The 24,149-nt window shown below is 37.6% G+C and carries 23 protein-coding genes and 5 pseudogenes; 21 read left to right on the forward strand and 7 right to left on the reverse strand.

Going from position 1 to position 24,149, the window contains the following annotated elements; translation table 11 throughout:
- The first annotated feature begins 29 nt into the window (after positions 1-29).
- The 9 genes and pseudogenes from AA0X71_RS08640 to AA0X71_RS08680 form a co-directional block, all read left to right on the forward strand.
- Positions 30-1,304 carry a DNA polymerase IV gene (locus tag AA0X71_RS08640; RefSeq protein WP_413361379.1) on the forward strand — a complete coding sequence of 425 codons (1,275 nt, stop codon included), beginning with the start codon at positions 30-32 and terminating at the stop codon, positions 1,302-1,304.
- A gap of 133 nt (positions 1,305-1,437) precedes the next feature.
- On the forward strand, positions 1,438-2,847 hold the full coding sequence (gndA, locus tag AA0X71_RS08645) for an NADP-dependent phosphogluconate dehydrogenase (RefSeq protein WP_413361381.1): 1,410 nt from the start codon (positions 1,438-1,440) through the stop codon (positions 2,845-2,847).
- 170 nt (positions 2,848-3,017) lie between these two features.
- A complete protein-coding gene (locus tag AA0X71_RS08650; RefSeq protein WP_413361383.1) occupies positions 3,018-3,161 on the forward strand; it encodes a hypothetical protein in 144 nt (47 codons plus the stop codon).
- Between the two features lie 196 nt (positions 3,162-3,357).
- Positions 3,358-3,900, forward strand: coding sequence for a signal peptidase I (locus AA0X71_RS08655; RefSeq protein ID WP_413361385.1), 543 nt, complete (start codon positions 3,358-3,360; stop codon positions 3,898-3,900).
- Positions 3,901-4,023: 123 nt separating this feature from the next.
- On the forward strand, positions 4,024-4,932 hold the full coding sequence (locus AA0X71_RS08660) for a hypothetical protein (protein ID WP_413361387.1): 909 nt from the start codon (positions 4,024-4,026) through the stop codon (positions 4,930-4,932).
- Positions 4,933-5,018: 86 nt separating this feature from the next.
- Positions 5,019-5,936: a hypothetical protein gene (locus AA0X71_RS08665; RefSeq protein ID WP_413361389.1), complete on the forward strand. Its 918-nt coding sequence runs from the start codon at positions 5,019-5,021 to the stop codon at positions 5,934-5,936.
- A gap of 20 nt (positions 5,937-5,956) precedes the next feature.
- Positions 5,957-6,817: pseudogene (locus tag AA0X71_RS08670) on the forward strand (MFS transporter); the annotation flags it as partial.
- Positions 6,818-7,035: 218 nt separating this feature from the next.
- A complete protein-coding gene (locus tag AA0X71_RS08675; protein ID WP_413362537.1) occupies positions 7,036-7,428 on the forward strand; it encodes a DUF3224 domain-containing protein in 393 nt (130 codons plus the stop codon).
- 25 nt (positions 7,429-7,453) lie between these two features.
- Positions 7,454-7,660 (forward strand): annotated as a pseudogene (locus tag AA0X71_RS08680) (cold shock domain-containing protein); the annotation flags it as partial.
- 178 nt (positions 7,661-7,838) lie between these two features.
- Here AA0X71_RS08680 and zwf read toward each other — a convergent pair.
- The gene (gene zwf, locus AA0X71_RS08685; RefSeq protein ID WP_413362539.1) at positions 7,839-9,308 is read right to left on the reverse strand and encodes a glucose-6-phosphate dehydrogenase; all 1,470 of its coding nucleotides are present in this window, start codon (positions 9,306-9,308) and stop codon (positions 7,839-7,841) included.
- A 275-nt stretch (positions 9,309-9,583) separates the two neighbouring features.
- Here zwf and rnz point away from each other — a divergent pair, with 275 nt between their 5' ends.
- From rnz to AA0X71_RS08700, 3 genes are read left to right on the forward strand one after another with little or no spacing between them, the layout of a single operon-like run.
- Positions 9,584-10,510, forward strand: a complete 927-nt coding sequence (rnz, locus tag AA0X71_RS08690) for a ribonuclease Z (RefSeq protein WP_413361391.1) — start codon at positions 9,584-9,586, stop codon at positions 10,508-10,510.
- A gap of 56 nt (positions 10,511-10,566) precedes the next feature.
- Complete coding sequence (locus tag AA0X71_RS08695) at positions 10,567-10,779, forward strand: hypothetical protein (RefSeq protein ID WP_413361393.1); 213 nt, start codon at positions 10,567-10,569, stop codon at positions 10,777-10,779.
- Positions 10,780-10,803: 24 nt separating this feature from the next.
- Positions 10,804-11,352, forward strand: coding sequence for a DUF6155 family protein (locus tag AA0X71_RS08700; protein WP_413361395.1), 549 nt, complete (start codon positions 10,804-10,806; stop codon positions 11,350-11,352).
- Positions 11,353-11,530: 178 nt separating this feature from the next.
- On the opposite strand, the gene namA is transcribed toward AA0X71_RS08700, so the two are convergent.
- Positions 11,531-12,547 (reverse strand): NADPH dehydrogenase NamA, encoded by a 1,017-nt coding sequence (gene namA / locus AA0X71_RS08705; RefSeq protein WP_413361397.1) that lies wholly within the window; start codon positions 12,545-12,547, stop codon positions 11,531-11,533.
- Positions 12,548-12,737: 190 nt separating this feature from the next.
- Between namA and AA0X71_RS08710 the strand changes: the two genes are divergently transcribed.
- A complete protein-coding gene (locus AA0X71_RS08710) occupies positions 12,738-13,262 on the forward strand; it encodes a hypothetical protein (RefSeq protein WP_413361399.1) in 525 nt (174 codons plus the stop codon).
- 135 nt (positions 13,263-13,397) lie between these two features.
- Here the strand turns inward: AA0X71_RS08710 and proC are convergent, their stop codons facing one another.
- Positions 13,398-14,240: a pyrroline-5-carboxylate reductase gene (gene proC / locus AA0X71_RS08715; RefSeq protein WP_413361401.1), complete on the reverse strand. Its 843-nt coding sequence runs from the start codon at positions 14,238-14,240 to the stop codon at positions 13,398-13,400.
- 461 nt (positions 14,241-14,701) lie between these two features.
- Here proC and AA0X71_RS08720 point away from each other — a divergent pair, with 461 nt between their 5' ends.
- From AA0X71_RS08720 to AA0X71_RS08750, 7 genes and pseudogenes are all read left to right on the forward strand, one after another.
- A complete protein-coding gene (locus tag AA0X71_RS08720; RefSeq protein WP_413361403.1) occupies positions 14,702-15,664 on the forward strand; it encodes an MBL fold metallo-hydrolase in 963 nt (320 codons plus the stop codon).
- 194 nt (positions 15,665-15,858) lie between these two features.
- A complete protein-coding gene (locus tag AA0X71_RS08725) occupies positions 15,859-17,517 on the forward strand; it encodes a CoA-disulfide reductase (protein WP_413361405.1) in 1,659 nt (552 codons plus the stop codon).
- A gap of 390 nt (positions 17,518-17,907) precedes the next feature.
- A pseudogene (locus AA0X71_RS08730) lies at positions 17,908-18,072 on the forward strand (DsrE/DsrF/DrsH-like family protein); the annotation flags it as partial.
- A 43-nt stretch (positions 18,073-18,115) separates the two neighbouring features.
- The gene (locus AA0X71_RS08735) at positions 18,116-18,412 is read left to right on the forward strand and encodes a rhodanese-like domain-containing protein (protein ID WP_413361407.1); all 297 of its coding nucleotides are present in this window, start codon (positions 18,116-18,118) and stop codon (positions 18,410-18,412) included.
- Positions 18,413-18,469: 57 nt separating this feature from the next.
- A pseudogene (locus AA0X71_RS08740) lies at positions 18,470-18,881 on the forward strand (sulfurtransferase TusA family protein).
- Positions 18,882-19,049: 168 nt separating this feature from the next.
- Positions 19,050-19,229, forward strand: a pseudogene (locus AA0X71_RS08745) (sulfite exporter TauE/SafE family protein); the annotation flags it as partial.
- Between the two features lie 119 nt (positions 19,230-19,348).
- Complete coding sequence (locus AA0X71_RS08750; RefSeq protein WP_413361409.1) at positions 19,349-20,140, forward strand: SDR family NAD(P)-dependent oxidoreductase; 792 nt, start codon at positions 19,349-19,351, stop codon at positions 20,138-20,140.
- Positions 20,141-20,193: 53 nt separating this feature from the next.
- Here the strand turns inward: AA0X71_RS08750 and AA0X71_RS08755 are convergent, their stop codons facing one another.
- The 4 genes from AA0X71_RS08755 to AA0X71_RS08770 form a co-directional block, all read right to left on the reverse strand.
- Entirely contained in the window at positions 20,194-20,484 is a 291-nt protein-coding gene (locus tag AA0X71_RS08755; RefSeq protein ID WP_413361411.1) for a YolD-like family protein, read from the reverse strand.
- A 67-nt stretch (positions 20,485-20,551) separates the two neighbouring features.
- Positions 20,552-21,781: a DNA polymerase IV gene (locus AA0X71_RS08760; protein ID WP_413361413.1), complete on the reverse strand. Its 1,230-nt coding sequence runs from the start codon at positions 21,779-21,781 to the stop codon at positions 20,552-20,554.
- A gap of 229 nt (positions 21,782-22,010) precedes the next feature.
- Positions 22,011-22,460, reverse strand: coding sequence for a DUF1569 domain-containing protein (locus AA0X71_RS08765; protein WP_413361415.1), 450 nt, complete (start codon positions 22,458-22,460; stop codon positions 22,011-22,013).
- Between the two features lie 137 nt (positions 22,461-22,597).
- Entirely contained in the window at positions 22,598-23,467 is an 870-nt protein-coding gene (locus AA0X71_RS08770; protein WP_413361417.1) for a cation diffusion facilitator family transporter, read from the reverse strand.
- Between the two features lie 273 nt (positions 23,468-23,740).
- Between AA0X71_RS08770 and AA0X71_RS08775 the strand changes: the two genes are divergently transcribed.
- On the forward strand, positions 23,741-24,067 hold the full coding sequence (locus AA0X71_RS08775) for an iron-sulfur cluster biosynthesis family protein (protein WP_413361419.1): 327 nt from the start codon (positions 23,741-23,743) through the stop codon (positions 24,065-24,067).
- The last annotated feature ends 82 nt before the right edge of the window (positions 24,068-24,149 follow it).

Consider the following 24,149-nt stretch of genomic DNA (forward strand, 5'->3'; position numbering starts at 1 on the left):
GAATCTCTATTCTTGGAAGTGTTGACGGGATGAAAAACATGTATCCGAAAAATGGTCGCGTGATCTTGCATGTGGATATGAATAGCTTCTATGCCTCGGTGGAAATGGCTTATGATCCTTCATTGAAAGGAAAGCCTTTAGCGATTGCAGGGAATCCTGAGGAAAGACGGGGAATCATTGTTACTTGTAGTTATGAGGCGAGGAAATTTGGTGTGAAGACGACAATGCCCCTATGGGAGGCAAAAAAACTTTGTCCGCAGTTGATCGTGAAAAAACCAAATTTTGATCGGTACCGAGCAGCTTCGATGGGTATGTTTGAGCTATTGAATCAATTTTCTAAGCTTGTGGAGCCTGTATCGATTGATGAAGGCTATATGGACATAACAGAAAGCTATGAATTAGGAACGCCACTTGAAATTGCCGAGCAAATTCAAAAGCGCCTCATTCGTCAGCTTGATTTGCCATGTAGTATCGGCATTGCTCCGAATAAGTTTCTAGCCAAAATGGCTTCAGATATGAAGAAGCCTTTAGGGATTACCGTCTTAAGAAAAAGGGATATTCCAACTGTGCTTTGGCCGATGGAGGCAGGGGAAATGCATGGGGTTGGCAAGAAGACAGCGGAGAAATTAAAAGGAATAGGGATTTACACGATCGGGGATTTAGCAAAAGGAAATGAAATTCAGCTTAAAGCCTTACTAGGGATCAATGGAATCCGTTTAAAAGAAAGAGCAAATGGGAACGACAATCGCCCCGTTGACCCTGATGCTATCTCAGATTTTAAAAGTATTGGAAATTCGACAACATTGCCAAAAGACATTTCCAATCAGCAGGAACTTTTTCGTGTGTTAGAAGGGTTGGCAGAAAAGGTATCCGTACGCTTGAAACGGAAAAAAGTCATGGCGACGTCATTAGGAATTACGATTCGTTATAAGGATCGAAAAACGGTGACGAGAAGTAAGAAATTATTGAATCCCGTTTCTGCACAAGATGAAATTTTACAATTAGCGAAGCAAATGCTTGTTTCAAACTGGACAGGGGATGCTGTTCGCCTTTTAGGGATTACAGGGACAGATTTAGTGGAACATGATCATGCCGTGAAACAGCTCGACCTTTTTTCTTATGAAAAGGATGCGAAAAAGGAGCCGCTAATAGAAACAGTATCAAAGCTAAAGGAAAAATTCGGGGCCCACATCATCGAGCAGGCTAGCCATCTTTCCCATGAGCAGAAACGCCAGATTGGAACGGAAACGAGTTTCAATAAAGATTTTCTGCAAATCGAAAAAAGGAAAAAGGATTCTCAATAGGCTTATTTTTCAGCAACTTTATGACAAACTAATGATAGGAATCTTATATTTTTGCATCTTTGCGTATTTCTTGCTAAAGTAAAGTGGATTCACGATGCAATCGTATTTCAAGGTAAGAAGGGAAGTAACAAGAATGACAAAACAACAATTTGGTGTAATGGGACTCGCCGTAATGGGAAAAAACCTAGCGATGAATATTGAAAGCAGAGGATATTCCGTTTCTGTTTACAATCGTTCGCGTGAAAAAACGGATGAGATGCTAAAGGAAGTAGAAGGCCGCAATTTCGTTGGTACATATACAATTGAAGAGTTCGTAGAGTCACTAGAAAAACCACGTAAAATTATGTTAATGGTTAAAGCGGGTGGACCTACAGATGCGACAATTGAACAATTAAAGCCTCATTTAGAAAAAGGGGATATTTTAATCGATGGAGGAAACACTTTCTTCGTTGATACGCAAAGACGTAATAAGGAATTAAGTGAGCTTGGCATTCATTTCATCGGAACAGGAGTTTCTGGTGGAGAAGAGGGTGCTTTAAAGGGACCTTCGATCATGCCTGGTGGGCAAAAAGAAGCGTATGAATTAGTTGCACCTATTTTTAAAGATATTTCGGCAAAAGTAAATGATGAGCCTTGTACGACTTATATTGGCCCAGATGGTGCAGGTCACTATGTCAAAATGGTTCACAACGGAATCGAATATGGAGATATGCAGCTTATTTCTGAGTCCTACTTTTTATTAAAAAATGTCCTAGGACTTACTGCAGAAGAGCTTCATGAAGTGTTTGCTGATTGGAATAAGGGAGAGCTTGATAGCTACTTAATCGAAATAACAGCAGATATCTTCAAGAAAAAGGATGATGAAACAGGAAAACCAATGGTTGATGTCATCCTTGATACAGCAGGTCAAAAAGGAACGGGTAAATGGACAAGCCAAAGTGCTCTTGACTTAGGTGTTCCACTGCCAATTATTACAGAGTCTGTGTTCGCTCGTTTCATTTCAGCGATGAAGGATGAGCGTGTGGCAGCAAGTAAAGTATTAAATGGCCCTGAAGTAAAGCCGTTCTCAGGTGACCGAGCAAGCTTTATCGAGTCCGTTCGTAAGGCACTTTACATGAGCAAAATTTGTTCTTATGCACAAGGATTTGCACAAATGAGAGCAGCTTCTGAAGAATACAATTGGGATTTACAATACGGAGATATTGCCATGATTTTCCGTGGTGGCTGTATTATCCGTGCTCAATTCTTACAAAAGATTAAAGATGCCTATGATAGAGAAGCAGGTCTAAAGAATCTTCTTCTTGATCCATATTTCAAGGAAATCGTCGAAAGCTATCAATACGCTTTACGTGAGATTATCGCAGTAGCCGTTCAAAACGGAATTCCGGTTCCATGTTTCTCAGCCGCATTATCTTACTACGATAGTTACAGAACTGAAACATTACCAGCTAACCTACTTCAAGCACAACGTGATTACTTTGGTGCTCATACGTATCAACGTGTTGACAAAGAAGGTATTTTCCATACGGAATGGCTGGATTAATATCAATAAACACGAACAGCTCAATTTGATTGGGCTGTTTTTTGGTGTAGTTTTTAAAATTTAATCGATAATATGGAAATAACTTCTATATTAGGCTATGCTAGATTCATAGTTTAACCTAGCTTGAAAGATTATCGGGGGACAATTCACTTGATGGGTGGGGAGAGGACATGCTCGTAATATTCGTGGTTGTTATATTAATCGTTTTCTTATTTGATTTTGCTAAAATGAGGGGGCAGAATCAAACTTTAATCGATCAAAACAAAAAAATCATCGCCTTGTTGGAGGAAATGAGAGAGCAGAAAAAGAACTAGGCGTGATTTTGTTAAGTTTTTTCTAAGAAAAAATTTGAACTGCTAGGCTGGACGCTTAGTAGTTTTTTTAATGTCATTTTTACTATTTAGAACATTAGGACTTGTATAACGAACAAAACAAGCTTATACTTTTGTTATATTGTTCTTAGTAAAGAACTTAATGTTCTTTGTCATTTTTAAATTTAAAGGGGGGCTTATGATTAGGAGAACCTTCAAAATCATCGCAAATTTATTTTCACTTTTACTCGTAATCGTTCTATTACTCTCACTCTATTCCTTCATTCAATCTACTAGGGACTCTGATTCATTGCCGTCCATTTTGGGATTCAATTTGCTTACTATTTTAACGGGGAGCATGGAACCAGGGTTCGCTCAAGGAGATGTTATCATCATTCGACCGTACTCTTCAGATGAACCGATGCTCGATGATGTCGTGACTTACCGAAAAGAGAGTGGGACATTTGTGACACATCGTATAGTGGATGTTGTGGATAGCAATGGGACAAGCCTGTTTCAAACAAAAGGGGATGCCAATAATGTAGTTGATGGAGATCTAGTTTCTCCCAATCAAATAGTTGGTTCCGTTATGTTCAAGATTCCGAAATTAGGTTTACTACTAAACTTTTTAAATACCCCATTAGGTCTTATTACATTAACTAGCATACTATTTCTTTCGGTGATTGTAAGCATCATCAAAAAAATGGTAACAGCTAAGAAACAAGAACAAGTTACTCGATGAGCAATTTTAGGAGGTGATGGCAAAGGAAACTTCTATTATTTTTTTGGGATTTTTTGTTCTTTATTAAGGTTTTTTTGTGCTTTATTAGTTTTTAAAAAATATCTGTAGATAGGAGAAATGATGATGAATTTTATTAAAAAGCATAAGTTAGCCATTAGTCTTGTTGGAGTGTTCATGTTAGCCATTGCAACGATTGGAACGATTGCATACTTTAGCAAAAGTTTTACGAGTGATAAAAACGTAGCAGTTGCAGCCAAGTTTGATGTCGATGCTGTGAATGGAAATGGGGAGACCATTGGAAATCGCCAATTTGACCTAGGAGAAGATTTATTCCCTGGAATGGATACGATAGAGGCTTATAGCTTTCAAATTAATAAAAATAATACTAGTCTACCAGTGGAATATATGGTGAACTTAGAACCAAGTGGAAAACTGTTTGGAAACAACTCTCCTATTGAATTGACACTCCAAAGAGCCATTAATAATCAGTGGGTGGATGTTGATTATTCAACGACATTTCTTCCAGAAAGTGACACAGAGAGTTATAGAGTACTAGTTGATTGGCCACATAGTGACAATGATATTGATTTCCAAGGAGCAAAAGGGAATATTAAGTTAGAGGTTGTCGCTTCACAGGTTGACCCTGAAGAGGTGCCGGCAGGACCTCCATACTTTACTGAAGAAGTTATCTTTAAAACAACACCGAATGGTGATACAAGAACTACTTCAAATAAAGAAGTTAATTTCTATATAAATGATCAGGGCTACAAAGTTATTGAAGTAACTATGGGTGACGGAACAGGTGAATTTGAAAATAAAGTCGGAAACTTTAAAATCATTGAGAGTGTTGAAAATGGTACAACTTGGTATCGAGTGTACACGGACAAAGAGTATTATGCTAGTGAGAGCCAGATATGGAGAGTAAGTAGTGTCGATACTTCAGTAAACGGAAAAATTAGTTTGAATAAAATATTAGGCCCATATCTCTCGATCGATTCACAAGTTCTATATGACTGGTTTTTAGAAAACTAAGTTGAATCATAGAGTAGGCAGAGCATATCTGCCTATTCTATGAAACTATTAATACATATAAAATTGTTCGAGGGGGTACTAGTAAAATGAGAATGCTAAAAAAGGTTTTTAAAATCATCGTCTTTATGGCCATTGTTGTTGCCCTTTTCATGACAACAACTCAGCATTCCTTTGCATTATTTTTTACATCGTTTCAGGAACAATTTGGGGTTTCCTCGGCCTCTGCAGAGAATTTAATTAAGAATGTTAAGGTCACCGAGAAAGAAGATAAAAGTTTAGTCATTGAAATAATGAGAGATAGTGAATATGGGTATAGACCAGACGTAGGATTTGCACTAGAAGGGGATATTCAGCAATATATTTTGCACATCAATCCTGTCAAAATTGATAAAAATGGCATCTATCACATTCCCATTGTACCTAATATCAATATGCATCAATTTTGGGAATTAACGAAGATGAAAATCTTACAAAATAAAAAGTCTATTAATGGCTCTGTAATACTGAAAAACTTTGATGGAAAAGTGATTGAACAGCAACCGATAAAGATTGATATTAATTACCTACTAAGCAGAATTAATGAGGATATGATAAAAAGTGGAACTGAGTTAAAGCAAATCGTGCATGAGGATGAGGTGAGAGATGAAATCGTTATCTTTATTAACGAGCTTGCCTCTACGATGAATTGGGAAGACTCTTCACTGACAGAGGAGAAGAACAGTATTCTTCGTGTTATTGCACCTAACTTAATCGGTCAACTTGACACTTTAGAGAATGAACGTCAGACGATCACCGAAGAAAATGAGCGATTAAAAAAGGAGAAGGAAGAATTGGAAAGGAAAAGTGCTGAACTCCAATCATCTTTAAATGAACAGATTCAGGGGCTTGAAGATGAAAATGAACAATTAAGAAAAAAACTAGAGGAGCTTGAAAAAGCTGAAACTAGTAAAATAGATTTCGAAGAGATTAGTGTAGAATCAAATATTTCTGACACTGACTATTAAAAGACGCTACTACACCTGTCTTAGCGGGCCTCCTTTTAGGTACCATTGATCTCTTTGGCATTGTTCTCATCGATTTTTCGACCTTTTTAGTGGCGACGGCTACTCTATTATTTGTCAAAATTCCTGATGTAAAGGAAAAAGAGGAAAAGGAAAGAACTTCAGCATGGAAAGAGGCCGCTATTGGATGGAAGTATATCATTGAACGTCCAGGCTTGAAGTGGTTACTTGTTTTTTTCGCTTTATCAAACTTTCTTTTAGGCTTTTTCAATATTCTCCTCCAGCCTTATATTTTGTCTTTCAGTAATGAGAAGGTATTAGGTCTAGTTCTATCGTGCTTTGGAGTTGGATTGCTCTTAGGTGGTTTAGTTATGGGAGCATGGGGAGGACCTAAACAACGAATTAAAGGGCTGTTAGGTTTTGGTGTATTATCAGGTCTAGCACTTACGATTGCTGGATTTCAGTCAGAAGGTATTCTAGTGGCCGTGTCGATTGCCTTAACAGGGATTTTCATACCGTTAACAAATGGTTGTAGCCAAGCGATTTGGCAAAGCAAAGTTCAGCTTGAAATTCAAGGGAGAGTTTTTGCTTTACGGAGAATGATTGCGATGTCACTAAGCCCACTTGCTTATGTTTTAGCCGGACCGCTTATTGATTTTGTTTTTGAGCCATCTATGCAGGTAAATGGAATGCTTGCCGAATCACTAGGGCATATATTTGGAGTGGGTGAAGGAAGAGGAATGGGCGTATTCATCACGATCATCGGCCTTGGATGGGCTCTCATAGCCCTCGTCGTCTATTTACATCCACGAGTACGAAATTTAGAAACAGAACTACCTGATTATGATGCGAATCAGAACATGGTTGTGGCTCAGGTTGAGTAACAAAAACTTTATTTTGAATTATCAACCATTGCTATATCGATAATGCTATTAGGCCGTTCAGCTAATGAAGTGATACGAGTGGGATACTTTTAGAAGGAGAAATAAGAGTGGACACTGAAATTAAAAATTCGAAAGCCATATCAAATACATAGGTTTAGTTTACTAACAAATTGTAGTGAATCAAAAAAAATTACCTGGAGGTATAAGTTGTGAGAATAATGCAAGCAAATTCTTCCTTTAAATTAATAGAAGCAAATGAGGTAGCTTATAGTGAGGCAAACGGAGGACCTAGGCTCACTAAGGGAAACTTTGTAATGGAATATGTCGGAGAACTTCAAGGAAAAGGCGAGCTACAAGAGTTAAAATGTTATCTGATAGACGGTTCGGCAACAGTGTATGGCTTTGAACGAATTACAGGCCGTATTGGTGATAAAGTAGGGAGTTTTGTTTTGGAACACATAGGGAAATATGAAAATGGTGTACTGACATCCAAGAGGACTGTTGTACAAGGTTCTGGAACGGAAGAATTAACAGGTATCTTAGGAGAAATAAATTTTGAGTCTGGAAGTGCTGAGGAGTTCAAAATTACTTTAAATTACTATTTTGAATAAGGAATTCTAGGAGGTTTTTGATGATGCAGAGGGTTGGGGGTGGATTTCAATAGAGGGAGAAGATGATGCTTGGGTTCATTTCAGTAGTATTCAATGGGATGGATTTAAATCACTTGCCACAGGTGAGGATGTATTATTTGACCTTGAAGAAAACCCAAATTTAAAAGAGCAGTCACGTCGAGCAGTTAATGTTAAGAAAATTGATTATAAACCTAACGAAGGGGCAGTTTAGCATCAAACAGGTTTGTACCATGGTAATAGTTAGGAGGGGTGTAATGGCTGCTTATAAAGAATAAATAAAAACAACAACGTTTGGAAATCGTTGTTGTTTTATTTGGTACCTATTCTTTTTCTTTTCCATCTAAAAAGTATCGGAACTACTGACTTATTGAGACGTGTCTCTATTACTTTTAACAGTTATCGACATCTAAATTGGTTACAGGCCACCAGAAGTAGCCATCTTTTTCTAGGAGTTCATCGGAGCATTTTGGTCCCATTGTTCCAGATGCGTAGTTCGGGAAGCTTTCGTCAACCGTATTTTCCCAAACCTCTGATATTTTATCTGTGAAGCTCCAAGAAAGGGCAACCTCATCCCAATGGGTAAAGTTTGTTGCATCACCACGCATGCAATCATATAGAAGCTTTTCGTATGCTTCAGGCGTATTGATGCCGTCAATTCCCTTATTGGAGTAATTTAATTTAATCGGTGTCGCTTCCATTCCTGTTCCGGCTTTTTTCGCATTCAGATGAATGGTAACTCCTTCTTCAGGTTGAATATGAATCACGAGTAAGTTTGGATTTAATTGCTGTTCGGTCTGATAATAAAGATTCATTGGAATATCTTTAAATTGAATCACAATTTTTGTGGATTTCGTTTCCATTCTTTTTCCAGTGCGAATATAGAATGGGACACCTGCCCAGCGGAAATTATCAATTAATAGCTTACCAGCAACAAAGGTTTCTGTGTTTGATTTTTCATCAACCATAGGCTCTTGACGATAGCCTGGCACAGCCTTGTCGTTAACCGTCCCTTCATTATATTGGCCTCTAACAAAGTATTTATTTACCTCTTCACCTTCAATTGGTCGCAACGCTCTTAACACCTTTACCTTTTCAGAGCGAATTTCTTCTGTATTTAAGCGAATAGGTGGTTCCATTGCAAGTAATGCAACCATTTGGATTAGATGGTTTTGCACCATATCTCGTAGGGCACCGCTGTTTTCGTAGTATCTACCTCTTTCTTCTACACCAAGAACTTCACTTGATGTTACTTGGATGTTAGAGATGAAGCGGCTATTCCACAACGGTTCAAAAATCGCATTCGCAAAACGAATCACTTCTATGTTTTGCACCATTTCTTTTCCAAGGTAGTGGTCAATTCGGTAAATCTCATCCTCTGAAAAAGCCGTTCTAATTTGGTCATTCAGTTCTTTCGCTGACTCTAGGTCATGGCCAAATGGTTTTTCAATGACTAGACGTTTAAATCCAGTTACATCGGTAAGCCCATCCGATTTTAAGTGAAGAGCAATTGGTCCGAAAAATTCTGGAGCCATTGCTAAGTAAAAGATGCGATTTCCATTTAATTGATAATGGTTATCTAAATTTGCCGCCATACTTTTTAATGTCGCATAGGAAGCTGAGTCAGTCACATCATGAGAATGGTAGTAAAAATGGGAAGCGAATTCGTCTATTCTGTCTTCCTTTTCAATCGCGGTTTTAACAGAATCCTTAATAGACTGTTGAAATTCTTCGTTCGTTAATGGACGTCTTGCTACACCGATAACGGCGAAATTTTTGGAGAGCTTGTCCTTTTCAAACAATTTATATAGAGATGGAAATAGCTTGCGTTTTGCTAAATCACCAGTCGCTCCAAATATCATGATGAGTGCTGTTTGTTTATCGTTCTGGTTCAAGATACTAGACCTCATTTCTCACTTTATGTATGAATCATTTATCTTCTAGTTTAGACTTTACTTGAAAGAAGTTCTATTAATTAGGCTCAAATATGAATTTTATAGTTTTCTGACGCAATTCGCAAATATTTTAGCACATTCTCCACTATTTTTTGCCTTTTAAGATGGAACTATCCAAAACGAACATAAATTGCACCATATGGTATAGTAAGTAGATAAGATGAGCCGAAAGGAGTTTTTTTGTGGAAGTTTTATTTCTTGGGACGGGAGCGGGCATTCCAGCAAAGCTCCGGAACGTTACGTCCATCGCTTTAAAATTGCTTGAAGAACGTGGAGCTGTTTGGTTGTTCGATTGTGGTGAAGCAACTCAGCATCAAATTTTACATACATCTCTAAAACCGCGAAGAGTCGAGAAAGTATTTATCACGCATTTGCATGGCGATCATATTTACGGTCTGCCAGGCTTTTTAGCAAGTCGTTCCTTCCAAGGTGGAGAATCGGATGTAACGATCTATGGACCGAAGGGAATTAAAACCTTTGTAGAAACGAATCTTTCTGTTAGTCAAACCTATTTGAAATATCGTTTGCATTTCGTTGAAGTGGGAGAGGGAATCGTGTTTGAAGATGCTCAGTTTCAAGTGGAGGCACGCTTGCTAGAGCACGGAATCGATTCTTATGGCTATCGAGTGATCGAGAAGGATCGCCCAGGGGTTTTACAGGTCGATAAACTAGGAGAAGTAGGGATTAAGCCAGGTCCGATTTATAAGCAATTCAAAAATGGAGAGAGTGTCACTCTTGAGGATGGAACGGTTGTCGATGGAAAAATGTTTACAGGTCCAGATATTAAGGGAAGAGTCGTGACGATTTTAGGAGATACGAGATTCTGTGAAGCTTCAAAAGAATTAGCAGAAGCTGCTGATCTCCTGATTCACGAAGCAACGTTCGCTGCTGGCGAAGAAGGGTTAGCGCGTGAATATTTTCACTCTACGACATCTCAAGCGGCACTGGTGGCGAAAGCGGCAAAGGCGAAGAAACTATGTTTAACCCATATTAGTTCGAGATACGACCGAGCAGATTGGGACATGCTTGTGAACCAGGCAAAAGAGATTTTCCCAACAACAGAAATTGCTTTAGATTTTAAAGAAATTGTTATTCCATCAAAGAAATAACTGGATAAATTGTAGAACAATACCATAAAAAATTGACTGAGGATGAATTGGAACCATTGTTTGCATCTTTTTTACAATGGACAGAAGGAAGTCTACCATATTATGAATTAACTGAACACATTCATATATTTCATCAAATTAACCAAAAGATATGGACGAAATTTAACTATGATGATGGCTGGAATGATGAATTATTGATTTTTCAAGCAAAGAAAGAGTTAGATTTATTGATAGACGAGGAAAAAGAGGACTATAAACATTGCCTATAAAATGTGAAAGAAAGGGATTGTATCATGACATTATTAAAGGTCAGTGAATTAAAAAAGGAACTGAAATCAATTGAACAAAAAGAGTTAGTTCAGTTAATTACAGAATTATACAAGCTAAATAAAGAGGTTCAGCACTACTTGTCTAATAAATTTATAGGAGAGGCAGCAATAGAAGCATTGTATAATGATACCGCAAGAAAGGTGCGAGATGAATTTTTTCCGGACCGTGGCCATGGAAAACTACGTTTACAGGAGGCAAAGAAAGCGATCTCGAATTTCAAGAAACTTTCATCAGATGAAGTGAATACCATGGATCTGATGCTTTATTATGTTGAATTAGGGACAGACTTCACACTTGCATATGGAGATATTGACGAAAGATTTTATATGAGCATGGAATCAATGTATCATAATGTTGTGAAGGAATGTAACAAAAAGAAAGAGTACTATGACGAATTCAAGGATAGACTGTATTCTATAGTTGAAAAAACGGACGGTATTGGTTGGGGATATCATGATATGATAATAGAACATTATTATTCTTTAAACTGGTTGGATGATGAGGAGGAATAAAGAACTCTTCAATGCTTTTCCCACTAGAGTTTTTAAATACATCTTCTCTATCAACAAGTTCAATATGGGTTTCTAATATTATGTCAGAAATGTTGTAGCTATGTTACTGACCTCTCCTATGTAAAAAAGCATATCAATTCATTGTTGAATTGATATGCTTGAAATTCAAATAAACCACTTACCATCCACGATCATATTGCTTAGGAGGCTCAATTGTCACGCCTAATTCTTTCGCAGCAGTTCTAGGGAAATAAGGATCACGTAACAGTTCCCGAGCAAGGAAGATGAGATCCGCTCGATTATTTTGTAAAATTTCTTCTGCTTGTATGGCGGTTGTGATTAAGCCGACAGCTCCTGTTGCAATGTCCGCACCATGTTTAATTTTTTCAGCAAAAGGAACTTGATAGCCAGGATAGGTATGAATTCTTGCAGGTACGACTGCTCCAGAGCTGACGTCTATAAGGTCAACACCTTGTTCCTTCATCCATTGAGAAAGGGTAACATAGTCCTCTGGTTTCATGCCATCTTCTTGATAATCAGATGCCGATACTCTAACCAATAGCGGGCCGTCCCAAACTTCTTTCACCGCATCGATGGTTTCTCGTAAGAAGCGATAACGATTTTCTGCTGAACCTCCGTATTTATCGGTACGTTTGTTGGAAAGAGGGGACAAGAATTCATTGATCAAGTATCCGTGTGCAGCATGGATTTCAATCACATCAAAGTCTGATTTATTTGCTCTTATGGCCCCTTGTTTGAAAGCCTCAACCACTTCATGAATGTCATCTAACGTCATTTCCTTCGGTGTCTTCATGTTCTCGTTAAAAGGAATTGCCGAAGGAGCCAAGATTTCTCCATCCACTGTTGCTTTTCGACCAGCATGTGCAAGCTGGATTCCTGTTTTCGTACCATAGCTTTTGATTTGGCCTGTTAAACGAGATAATCCCTCAATATGGTTGTCGCTCCAGATACCGAGATCCTTTGAAGAGATGCGCCCTTGAGGTGTAACCGCAGTTGCCTCTTGAATAATTAAACCAACTTGCCCAACAGCACGGCTTACATAATGGGTAATGTGAAAATCTTCAACTTTCCCGTCCTCATTTTCGCTAGAATACATGCACATTGGTGCCATCACGATGCGATTTTTTAAGGTTAAATCTTTAATGGAATAAGGTGAAAATAGCTTAGTTTCCAATAGGTTGCCTCCTCTGTTCGATATGTTAAAAGTATAACAATGGAAAGGGAAATTCGAAAAATATATGCTTGCTGAAATCGCTCTTTTTTAAGATTCAAAAACAATAATTGCTAAGAATGAATAATAGATTAAAACCTTTTTCTTGATTTAACCGTGCTATAATATAAAAAAGAAATCGGAGTGATTTTTAATGGAAGAAACATTAAAATTAATTCTCAATGAATTAAAAGAACTGAAAGAAGGACAGCAAAACCTAAAAGAATCCCAGCAAGAATTTAAAGAAGACCTGCAAAACCTAAAAGAATCCCAGCAAGAATTTAAAGAAGACCTGCAAAACCTAAAAGAATCCCAGCAAGAATTTAAAGAAGACCTGCAAAACCTAAAAGAATCCCAGCAAGAATTTAAAGAAGACCTGCAAAACTTAAAAGAATCCCAGCAAGAATTTAAAGAAGACCTGCAAAACTTAAAAGAATCCCAGCAAGAATTGATAGAAGGCCAGCAAGAACTTAAGAGAGATGTTTCTAGTATTAAAGATAATCTTATCAATGGTCTTGGTCCTTACTTTGAACAGATAGAGAAACATATTGATGAACAGACTGTAGAATTAAAAGAAACATTAGAAGACCAACAAAGGGTTATTGATACTTTGGCAGCTCGTTCGGTGAGGCATGAAAGTGAAATAAAAGACTTTAAACGCATATTGAGGAACCAATAAGCCCATTTGCTTCTATTTTCCAATAATTTCTATTTTATGTTTTTTCTAAGCAATACACAGTTCGAAAAAAATTTAATGATGAAGAAGAACGAAGTCAATCCTTTGTCTCCGTTCTTTTCTTTTATTTTAAAATGCTTATATCCGTCTATTTTTTTCTAGATTTTCCGCTAAAGCAAGGCCAAGTCTTTTCGATTGGGAAGTCGCTTCTTTAATACATTGAATAAAAGCTTCCTGTACTTGGTGCTCCTTTAAGATTTTTAACCCTGCCTCGGTTGTGCCGCCAGGACTCGTTACTTCTTTTCGTAACTGTTCTGGTGGCTTTGTTGTTTTTGAGACCATCCCAGCCGCTCCAATTAATGTTTGTACGATGAGCTTTTGTGCCAATTCACCTTCAAGTCCGATTTCAACGGCACTTTTCTCCATTGCTTCAATTAAATAATAAATGTAAGCTGGACCGCTTCCCGACAATCCGGTTACTGCATCTAATTGTTCTTCCTCGACGTAAACAGTCAGTCCGACGGTGTCAAACATCGTTTTGATTAAATGGACTTGTTCTTCGGTTGCAATTGAATTGGCAGCAAGAGCTGTCGCTGATTGGCCAATGGCTGCAGAAGTATTTGGCATCACCCTGACAAGCGGAATGGAATGCTCAGCAAGCATTTCGATACTTTGCATGGATACTCCAGCAAGCATGGAAACGAGAAGGGTATCATTTTTTAAGTAGGGGTTAATTTGTTCTACTGCTTGGGCAACATCCTTTGGTTTCATCGCTAACATAATGACAGTAGCATCTTGAAGCATTTCTTCAAAATCATATGTTGGATTGACTCCGTATTGCTCATGGAGTTGGTTTAGTTTTTCCTTATTACTTCGATTTGTCACCCAGATTTGCTCACCTTTAATAAATTGTTTTTCGACCATGCCAGAAATCAAAGCTTCTGCCATTGAGCCAGCTCCGATCATTGCGATTTTTTCCATGTCATCATCTCCTAATCCAATTAAAAAAGACCTTTCATCCTATAAAGGACGAAAGGTCTTGCTTCCGTGGTACCACCTTTTTTCACCTAATCTTAAAAATAGGTGATCTCAATATCCGTTAACGCCGGTCGACGGTTAGGGTTGCTAACAGCTCATCAGGTAGGTTCAATGGTCAAGTGGATGGTGAAGCCTTTCAGCCGCTGGGCTTCACTCTCTTTCATCATTTTCCATTTACTAGTCCTTCGTCATCGCTTTGTATAAAATATTATAGAGATTATGCAAGATCTATAGCTTGTCTGTCAAGTGTGATCGGAAAATTAACTAAATTTCTTTTGAGGTAAGTTATGTGAAAATAATGACAATTTTTGATAATAAAGGTAAACTATTGATTATATAAGTTTAATTAATCGGGAAACGAATATAAATATTTATGTAAAAATAATGTTTAAGGAGAATGGAAAATGACGGAATGGAAGAATAGAATGGCGAAAATCATCCTCCCCACTCCCTTTGCGGTTGGGGATGTGAACGTTTATGTGATTAAGGGGGAGGTACTAACATTAGTAGATGTTGGACCGAAAACGGATGAAGCATGGCAGGCATTAACGGACCAATTAAAAGAATTGGGTTTGCGCATTTCCGATATTGACCAAGTAGTATTAACTCATCACCATCCAGATCATGCTGGTCTATTAGATTATTTTCCAGCTTCCTTACCTGTATACGGGCATCCATTGAATAATAGATGGTTGAGACCAACCGAAAGTTTTTTAGCTGAAAATGATCAGTTTTTTATAAAAGCTTTTCAAGAATTTGGCATTCCAAAGGATTACTGGCGATTGGCCGGAGCGATCAAAAAAGACTTGAAATATTCGTGTAATCGCTTGTTGACGGGGTTTTTAGTTGAGGGAGATTCTCCGAATGGGTTGTCAGACTGGAAGGTGATCGAGACTCCAGGTCATGCCCAAAGTCATATAGGGTTGTATCGGGAAAAGGATGGCTGTTATATTGGTGGAGATCATTTAATCGCTCATGTCTCCCCGAATCCTATTTTAGAGCCTCCGTTGCCAGGTGAGCTAGAACGACCAAAGCCAATGCTTCAATACAATGCTTCTTTGAAAAAGTTGTTAGAACCCCCGATGAGTTTGGTCTATTCAGGACATGGTGAAGAAATCATTGATAAAAATGAACACATCCATAATAGATTATCTCGGCAGCATGAACGAGCAGAGAAGGTGAAGAAAATGCTAGAGAAGGAACCGTTGACGATTTTTGAAGCGTGTCAGCTTCTTTTTCCTAAGGTGTATGAACGTCAGCTATCTCTCACAATGTCAGAAACCGTTGGCCAAATTGACTATTTAATGGCGCAAGAGGAAATCGATGTAATCATTGAAGATGGAGTTTTTCGGTATAGGACAAACTGATTTTTATAGTAATGGAAATGGATCTCTATGCCTGGGGTCTTTTTCCTTTGTTTATTGATGTACTAAGACTTGCACAAAATATGTAGAATATGTGAATTGAACATCAGGGTCCTTTACAAAATTTTTTTACATCGTATAATACCCCTATAGGTATAAAATTCGCAGGGGTATATTAAAATTTGGAGGAATTTCACATGACAAAAAAGATTATTATCGTAGGTGGGGTCGCTGGTGGAGCAACAGCTGCAGCAAGGTTAAGAAGGATTAGTGAAGATATTGAAATCATACTTGTAGAACGTGGTGAACATATTTCTTTTGCAAATTGTGGATTACCCTACTATATTGGCGAAACTATCCAAGATAGGAGCAAATTGTTAGTTCAAACGATAGAAGGAATGTCTGAACGTTTTAATCTTGATATACGTAATTTAAGTGAAGTACTGAGGATAAATCCCGAAGGTAAAAATGTACAGATCAAAAACTTACAAACAGGAGAAGTTTACGAAGAATCATATGACAAGTTATTGTTGTCACCTGGAGCAAGACCTATTATCCCACCAATTACAGGGATAAATGAGAATAAAACGTTATTTACTTTAAGAAATATTCCGGATACTGATAAAATTAAACACTATGTTGACACTAAAAGTCCTAAGAAGGCTGTCATCATTGGTGGAGGATTTATTGGGATAGAGATGGCTGAGAATCTTGTAGACAGAGGCATGGATGTTACAGTCATTGAAAAAGGGACTCAAATTATGTCTCCTATTGATTTTGAAATGGCTAGCATTTTACACGTACACTTGAAAGAAAAAGGAGTAAATTTAATTTTTGAAAATGGTGTCCAATCTTTTAATCATCAAGGAAAAAAAGTGATCCTTGATGACGGAGTGGAATTAGATACTGATATGACTATTCTTTCTATTGGCGTAAGGCCAGAAAATGAATTAGCAATTGAAGCTGGACTAGAGTTAGGCCCGCGTGGAGGAATTATCGTTAATGAATTTCTGCAAACATCTAACGAAAATATTTATGCGGTCGGAGATGCAATTGAAGTAGTCGACTACATTAATAGTACTAAAACAATGATTCCGCTAGCTGGTCCCGCAAATCGTCAAGGACGAATCGCTGCGAATAACCTAATGGGTAAAAAGGAAAAGTATCAAGGTACTTTGGGTACAGCCATTGTTAAAGTGTTTGACTTAACGGTCGCTATGACTGGAAACAATGAAAAAGTATTAAGAAACTTAGGTGTGTCATATGAAGTTGTGCATATTCATCCAAGTTCTCATGCAGGTTATTATCCGGGTGCAGCTCCGATATCCCTAAAATTAATTTTTGATAATGATACAGGAAAAATCTATGGTGCTCAAGCAGTAGGTGCTGACGGGGTAGATAAACGTATGGACGTAATCGCTACAGCTATTATGGGTGGACTTACGGTGGAAGATTTAACAAATTTGGAATTATCCTATGCACCACCGTATTCTTCAGCAAAAGACCCTGTCAATATGGCAGGTTATGTTGCAAGTAATATCTTAAATGGAGAATTTGAGCATATCCAGTGGCATGAGGTTAAACAAATTATTTCAAATGGTGAACTTTTAATTGACGTCCGAGAACCGATGGAGCGTGAATTTGGATATATAGAAGGGTCGATCAATATTTCCTTAAATGAGCTAAGAAGTAGATTAGATGAAATTCCAAAAGATAAAACGGTGTACGTTAGCTGTCAAGTTGGTTTAAGGGGCTATTTGGCAAGCCGTATTCTAAAAAATAACGGTTTTAGTGTTAAAAATGTTGATGGTGGATGGAAAACCTATTCCTCTGTTTATGGGAGCAATATAACCTGAAAATTATAAACAATACGAATAAAATAAGAAGGCTCTTTTCGCAAACATTGTTGCTATTTAGTCATAGATAGGAGAATAAAGCCCTATTATTACTCGTTAAATTAGTATCAAGTAAGCGAAAAGTGCCGCGCAAAAATAATGTGTGTTCTAAAACCCCATTTGAGGGGTAAATGTCGGCCTCAGATTTTTTTCGGAGAAAAAAATGTGGACATTTACGAAAAAACCACAATCATTACGAAAACAGCGAATAAGAAAGAAGAAATGTGAAATAGTCACCCTTTTTGTGCTCTGTTTTCTTTAATTACCATTCATCTGAAAAGGAAACATAAACAGTAAGAACGACACATTTATAAGATCAAAGGACCGCTTTCCATATTGCGGTCTCTTTTTATAATCGAAATGGCACAATGGCAGGATGTAAAACTTGTAGCATGTACGATGACAATGGATCTATTGGGCCTTCAAAAGGAAGAACTTTTAGAGAATATTGAATATGCAAGTGTAGCTGCATATTTAGCAGATGCACAAGATGGAAATGTTAACTTATTTATTTAATCTGACTGAGTGCTTGCCTATAATTTATTAGGAGGAAGGTAAAATGAAAGAAATCACACCGAAAGAAGTAGCTGCTCTAATCAAAGAAGGAAAAAATTTGAATATCATCGATGTCCGTGAGGTGGATGAAGTAGCATCTGGAAAGATTCCCGGCGCTGTAAACATACCATTAGGATTAATTGAATTTCGCATGACTGAATTAGATAAAACAAAAGAATATATTATCGTTTGTCGTTCCGGTGGAAGAAGTGGTAGAGCTTCACAATTCCTGGAAAGCTATGGATTTAATGTAATCAATATGACTGGTGGAATGCTTTTATGGAAAGGTAAAGTAAAGTAGATTTTTTTAAGATAAAATATACCCATAAAGGTATTTACGGGAGGGTTTATTGTGGAAATGATTAAGTCAAATGTGAAACTAGATGCTAAGGGATTGGCATGTCCTATGCCAATTGTAAAAACAAAGAAGGCCATGAGTAGTTTAGACTCAGGGCAAGTTCTAGAAGTTCAAGCAACAGATAAAGGCTCAAAAGTCGACTTAAAAGCTTGGGCTGAGAGTACAGGTCACCAATATCTCGGTACAGTCGAAGAGGGAGACGTTCTGAAACATTATCTTCGTAAGTCTTCAGATGACGAAAATAATGAAAAAAAAACACTCAAATGTTACAAATAATGAAGTAGTTTGTCGTACAGGTAGTCGCAGTGATTTAGCAGCGCAAAAATTAACGGAAAAAGGCTTTACGAAAGTCATGAATGTGGTGCCGGGCATGAGTCAGTGGAATGGACAAACAACAGGTATTGACAAATAGGGGAATGGCTAAGGATGAGCTTTAACGTTTTAATATAGAAAAATTTTTTACTGAAAATAATACCATAGGGGGTAAAAAACATGACAGTAATGGAAATGACATCAAAAGAGCTTACCACTAAAGTTTTTAATAAAGAAGAACTATTTATCTTAGATGTTCGAAATCAATGGAAAAATCTCAACCGGTCAAATTGAAATTCTTCCTTCACTTATTATGGTCATTGCCAGTCTTATTGCCTCACCTTTAGGAGCTTTTACTGGGAAAAAAATAAATACAAAAGTATTGCAAATTATTATGGGAGTCCTAATCTTGGCCACGGCAGTAAAGACTTGGATGGATATCTTATAGCCCTATGATATACTAAGGGTTCTAAGAGTTATCGAAACTTTGAATGATCAAAGTTTGGTCTGATTATTTGATTCAAGCCGTCCAAACTTCTATTTGAGCATATTTTTTGAGGTGGTTAAATGGGAAACTTATTCAATAAAACGATTGTGATTACCGGTGCTTCTTCAGGCATTGGTGAAAAAGTGGCTCTTCTAGCTGCGGAAAAGGGTGCGAGACCAATCCTGTTAGCTCGTTCGACAGAAAAATTAGCAGATATTTGCGAAAATATAAATCAAAAAACGGCTGTTGATGCTGTGTATTATCAGCTAGATGTCAGTGATTATGAACAGGTGAACGTCGTTTTTCAAAAAATTCTCAATGAAGTTGGCCCAATTGACATTCTTTTAAATAACGCAGGCTTCGGTGTTTTTGATTCATTTCATGAAGCAAGCTTTGAAGATATTGAACAGATGTTTCATGTCAATGTGTTGGGACTGATTGCTTGCACACAGGAGGTTCTTCCTTCCATGCTTGAGAGGAATAGCGGGCATATCATCAATGTCGCTTCACAAGCAGGAAAGCTTGCTACTCCAAAATCAAGTGGGTATGCAGCGTCAAAGCATGCGGTTCTTGGATTCACGAATAGTTTGAGACTGGAACTTGCAGACAGCGATATCTCAGTTTCCTCTGTTAATCCAGGTCCGATTGAAACGAACTTTTTTACGATTGCTGATAAATCAGGTGGGTATGTCGATAATGTGAAGAGGTTCATGCTCTCATCTGATTACGTGGCCGAGAAAATCGTTCAGCTCATGATTCGTCCTAAGAGGGAAGTGAATTTGCCTAGATGGATGAATATGGGCAGTGTTCTGTATAATCTCTTTCCAGGTGTGGCGGATAAATTATTTGGGGGAGTATTGAATAAAAAATAATTCAAGTGAATCAGAAGACACCGATTAGAATAGGTGTCTTCTCAACACAATGGTTAGCTGATTTCAACTGCTAAGATGTTTTTAAAGGGGAGGTTTAAAATGTCCTCATCATTTACAACTTTTAAGCATCCTTCCATTGTATCTACTTTTTGAATCCATCCCCAGAATTTTGTAGGTCCATATTTCTCCGCATAGGTAATCGTAACTGCTCGTGTTTGTTCAATGGAGCTAACAATTACACGATTCATTTCCTCAAGTTGATCACGATCTAGCAAAGGAGGGATAAACTCTTGTTGTTTGCGCTTTTCCTCTAATAATTGTTCGCGATGTTCAGGTAACATCATTCGACTTGACTCCCATCGTAAATTATGACCCTTGCTTAATTTATTCACTTTCATTTCCTACACACCCTTATTTATAGTGGCCACCTATTTTTCTAGCCCGCTCAGAGGCTTGCCCTGCTTGAGTTAGGGAAGAGGCACGGAAAATGGCCGTCCGTCCATATTTATCCCATATTGTATCTAAAGCATGATTTAATTGTTCTCTGTCCAAATAGTTATCGAATAAATCGATTTGATAGCAGTCAGATGTCTGCAAATTGGTTAATGAAACACCAAGGCTTCTTACGGGTTGTCGATCCCAATACCTTAAAAACAATTCATAGGCTGCATTAAAAATATCCATGTCAAAATTAGTGGGGACTGGCAATGTTATCTGTCTATGGAAGCCAGTGGGGGCATCAAAATCAGCGCCTCTAACTCCGCATGCAACGGTGACTCCCATATAGCCCTTATTTCTACATCTTCTAGCAACTTCGGTACAAAGCTCCAATAATACAATCTTAATTTCTTCGAGCTTAGTATAATCTCTTGGTAATGTCATATGATGACCAATTGCTTTTTGCTGGTCATGGGTTTTAACGGAAACAGGGGACTCGTCAATTCCGTTTGCTGTTTGCCAAAGAACTTCTCCATTAATTCCCCAGCGTTTTTTCAGGATATCAACGGGGAACGTAGCTAACTGTCCAATCGTAAAAATCCCCATGCCTTGTAAATTTATCTCCATTCTTTTTCCAACTCCGAACATTTTTCCAATCGGCAGTTTCCAAAGTTTCTCCATATTTGTGTCATCAAGCTTAAATATGCCATTCTCATTTTTCTTTGCAAAGTTATCACAGGCCATTTTGGCAAGAATCTTATTTTTGCCGATGCCGATCCTCGCATATACCCCGATATCATTAAGAATCTGCTGCTGTAGTTCACGAGCAATTTCATATTCATCTCCTAAGATGCTTAGACTTCCAGAAACATCTAAAAACTGTTCGTCAATTGAAAAGGGTTCGACTAAATCGGTAAATTGCTCGAGAAGCTTACTAATAGCTACTGAGACATTTATATAGTCTTGCATATGCGGTTTCACAACAACTACATTGGGACATTTCATTTGAGCTTGCCATAATAGCTCCGCTGTCTTAATCCCAAATTTCTTTGCAATAGGACAGGCTGCTAAAATAATTCCTGATCTTCTCTCAGGATCTCCAGCTACAACTAGAGGCTTATTCTCATAAGCAGTATTTTTAACTTTTTCAACAGAAGCATAAAACGATTGAATATCTGCAAGAAAAAGCACTTTATCCTTCATTAAGGCTATCTTCCTTTCTAAAAAAACGAACATACTTTCGTATTCATTATATACGAAAGTATGTTCGTTTATCACCAGGAAAAAATTGTTAGTTGGAAAATATTTTTTAAGGTGGATTCCATTAGAAAGGGGAAGATGGTTGAAATCATCCTTCAGAAGAAAGAAAATGGTAACCTTTCTGAAGTGAGGAAGCTTAATTTTTTAAGGTGTTACGAGTGAGAGTACGTAGCTAAACGCCAAACTGTTTTAAATGGTGGTCAAGATGTTTGTAAATGCCTTTTCCCCATTGCTCAGGAGTCAGTTTACCAAAAAAAGGGTGGGGATGAGTTGTGCAATTCTCTGGCCCATTTATTTGGAAAGCGGTAATTTTTTGCTTTAGTCTTTCCTTTTCTGTTTCGAACTCTTTGCCATCTTCAATTAAAATGGTTGGAATGGTAGACATATTTTTGGCGAAGGGCTTGTCGTTATAAAAAACAGGTTTCGCTAGGTTTCCTACTAATATTCCTAATAAGCCTCTTGGAGGAAGAGAATTCCCCATCGCAATATCTTGAAAAGATGAGCAATGTGCGAGCATTTGAGCAACATCCATTTTCCCCCATTGTGGTGTTGAATTTGGGTTTAAGTTGTCAATCCGCTCTAAAATCTCCTCTAAATGCAAGTGGTTAAAGATATTTTTCATTTGAGTACGTCTCTCCCTTCACGACAACAATTATAACATAATAATCTGATTTTTCTGGTAAGCATTATGTGAAAATGATAAAGAAGCACACATCAAAGGGACATGTGCTTCTTATATTGAGAGTGGGCTTGATACGTTCAATTAGGCTCTACATGAACATTCACTTCATATACTTTGTAGTCATGAATTAGGATGTTTTCAATAGAGGTGGCAATATCATGAGCTTGTTTAATATCTAATGTTGAATTGACAAAAATGACGACATCTAATACTTCGTTATTCCCGTAATTTCTTCCTTTAATTTCTTTTAATCCTTTAACACCGTATATATTTGAAATGACATCTTGATACAGCTGCAACTTTTTTTCATCAAAACCATCAGAAAGTTCATGGGCAGCCTGCTTAAAAATATCCCAAGCCGTTTTGCAAATTAAAAGCCCGACGAAAAGAGCGGTTAATACGTCTAACCACGGCATATTTAATTGAGAACCCAAAATACCGATAGCCGTTCCAATACTTACCCACGCATCAGAAAGGTTATCCTTTGCGGCTGCCATCACGGCTTTGCTATTAATTTTTGTCGCTAACTTTTTATTGTAGCGATAAACAAAATACATCGCTATTGCACTAAAAACACCTGTATAGGCAGCGATAATGTCAGGTGATTGTTTGGCACCTTCGAACAAGGAGGTAATAGCATCAACTAGTACCTGAATCCCAACGGCAAGCATAATAAAGGATGCAATCATGGAGGCGATCGTTTCACTTTTCCAATGGCCGTAGCGATGGTTCTTATCCGGTGGTTTCCGTGCCAGTTTAAGTCCAATGAGAACAGCAATAGACGCGATGATATCGGTTGTATTATTTAGGCCGTCTGCTTTTAAAGCTGCAGAATCACTTATATGGCCAACCATTAATTTGATGATGGACAGAACAATATAAGCAATAATGCTCATGATTGCTCCTCGTTCCCCTAATTTAAGATTTTGATATTTTTCAGTATCCATTTTAAACTCTCCTATAAATAACATACTACTAGAATAGCAACTGCAAAACGGGTGGGTCTACAGCAATCTTATTGAGCGATTCTATATTAATAGGTAAAGTGAAAAAATGTTTCACTGGGGAAAGTTGTTCTCTACTAGATAGGAGAGGGCAATTAGTAGAATGAAAAGAATGGAAAGTTCTAAAACTCACTTCATATGAGGAGATGTGAGCACTTAAATCGTGGAAGAAGAGAGGAGTTATGCTACAATATCAGCAGTGGAGGGGATGACAGAATGGAAATTACCATTACAGATATAGCAGCAAAGAAGATTGAAGAGAAGAAGGGGCAGCAAGAAGGCTTCCTAAAACTGAAATACGATACGGAAGGCTGTGGTTGCGTCGTAAGCGGTGTAACAGCACTTTGGCTAGTTGATGAAATTAATGAAGATGATCGAGCAATTGAAACATCTATCGGTTCAATCTATGTGGAAAAATCAAAAGAGGTTTTTCTAAATGAAAATCTTAAAATTGACTTTTCTCCAAGTTCAAATAGCTTCCAGTTAAAGAGTCCGAATGAATTCTTGAATCCGAGAATGAGTTTTTTGAATAAAATCAATTAAACAGGCCGATATGGTCTGTTTTTGCTGTAAATAGTAGTTTTATATTAATCAATTTTGTCTGATAAAATGAAGTTAAGTATAA

This window comes from Robertmurraya phoenicis, from assembly GCF_047302285.1.
Lineage (GTDB): Bacteria > Bacillota > Bacilli > Bacillales > Cytobacillaceae > Robertmurraya.

Coding starts and splice junctions, on each gene's coding strand:
- proC (WP_413361401.1), bottom strand. CDS start 14,240: ATGGAAAAAATCGCAATGATCGGAGCTGGCTCAATGGCAGAAGCTTTG.
- AA0X71_RS08775 (WP_413361419.1), top strand. CDS start 23,741: ATGGAAATTACCATTACAGATATAGCAGCAAAGAAGATTGAAGAGAAG.
- AA0X71_RS08675 (WP_413362537.1), top strand. CDS start 7,036: ATGCAAGCAAATTCTTCCTTTAAATTAATAGAAGCAAATGAGGTAGCT.
- AA0X71_RS08760 (WP_413361413.1), bottom strand. CDS start 21,781: ATGAAGGATAAAGTGCTTTTTCTTGCAGATATTCAATCGTTTTATGCT.
- AA0X71_RS08700 (WP_413361395.1), top strand. CDS start 10,804: ATGACATTATTAAAGGTCAGTGAATTAAAAAAGGAACTGAAATCAATT.
- AA0X71_RS08665 (WP_413361389.1), top strand. CDS start 5,019: ATGAGAATGCTAAAAAAGGTTTTTAAAATCATCGTCTTTATGGCCATT.
- AA0X71_RS08660 (WP_413361387.1), top strand. CDS start 4,024: ATGAATTTTATTAAAAAGCATAAGTTAGCCATTAGTCTTGTTGGAGTG.
- AA0X71_RS08735 (WP_413361407.1), top strand. CDS start 18,116: ATGAAAGAAATCACACCGAAAGAAGTAGCTGCTCTAATCAAAGAAGGA.
- AA0X71_RS08655 (WP_413361385.1), top strand. CDS start 3,358: ATGATTAGGAGAACCTTCAAAATCATCGCAAATTTATTTTCACTTTTA.
- AA0X71_RS08755 (WP_413361411.1), bottom strand. CDS start 20,484: ATGATGTTACCTGAACATCGCGAACAATTATTAGAGGAAAAGCGCAAA.
- AA0X71_RS08765 (WP_413361415.1), bottom strand. CDS start 22,460: ATGAAAAATATCTTTAACCACTTGCATTTAGAGGAGATTTTAGAGCGG.
- AA0X71_RS08750 (WP_413361409.1), top strand. CDS start 19,349: ATGGGAAACTTATTCAATAAAACGATTGTGATTACCGGTGCTTCTTCA.
- AA0X71_RS08720 (WP_413361403.1), top strand. CDS start 14,702: ATGACGGAATGGAAGAATAGAATGGCGAAAATCATCCTCCCCACTCCC.
- gndA (WP_413361381.1), top strand. CDS start 1,438: ATGACAAAACAACAATTTGGTGTAATGGGACTCGCCGTAATGGGAAAA.
- AA0X71_RS08650 (WP_413361383.1), top strand. CDS start 3,018: ATGCTCGTAATATTCGTGGTTGTTATATTAATCGTTTTCTTATTTGAT.
- AA0X71_RS08640 (WP_413361379.1), top strand. CDS start 30: ATGAAAAACATGTATCCGAAAAATGGTCGCGTGATCTTGCATGTGGAT.
- AA0X71_RS08770 (WP_413361417.1), bottom strand. CDS start 23,467: ATGGATACTGAAAAATATCAAAATCTTAAATTAGGGGAACGAGGAGCA.
- AA0X71_RS08710 (WP_413361399.1), top strand. CDS start 12,738: ATGGAAGAAACATTAAAATTAATTCTCAATGAATTAAAAGAACTGAAA.
- zwf (WP_413362539.1), bottom strand. CDS start 9,308: ATGATATTTGGAGCGACTGGTGATTTAGCAAAACGCAAGCTATTTCCA.
- AA0X71_RS08725 (WP_413361405.1), top strand. CDS start 15,859: ATGACAAAAAAGATTATTATCGTAGGTGGGGTCGCTGGTGGAGCAACA.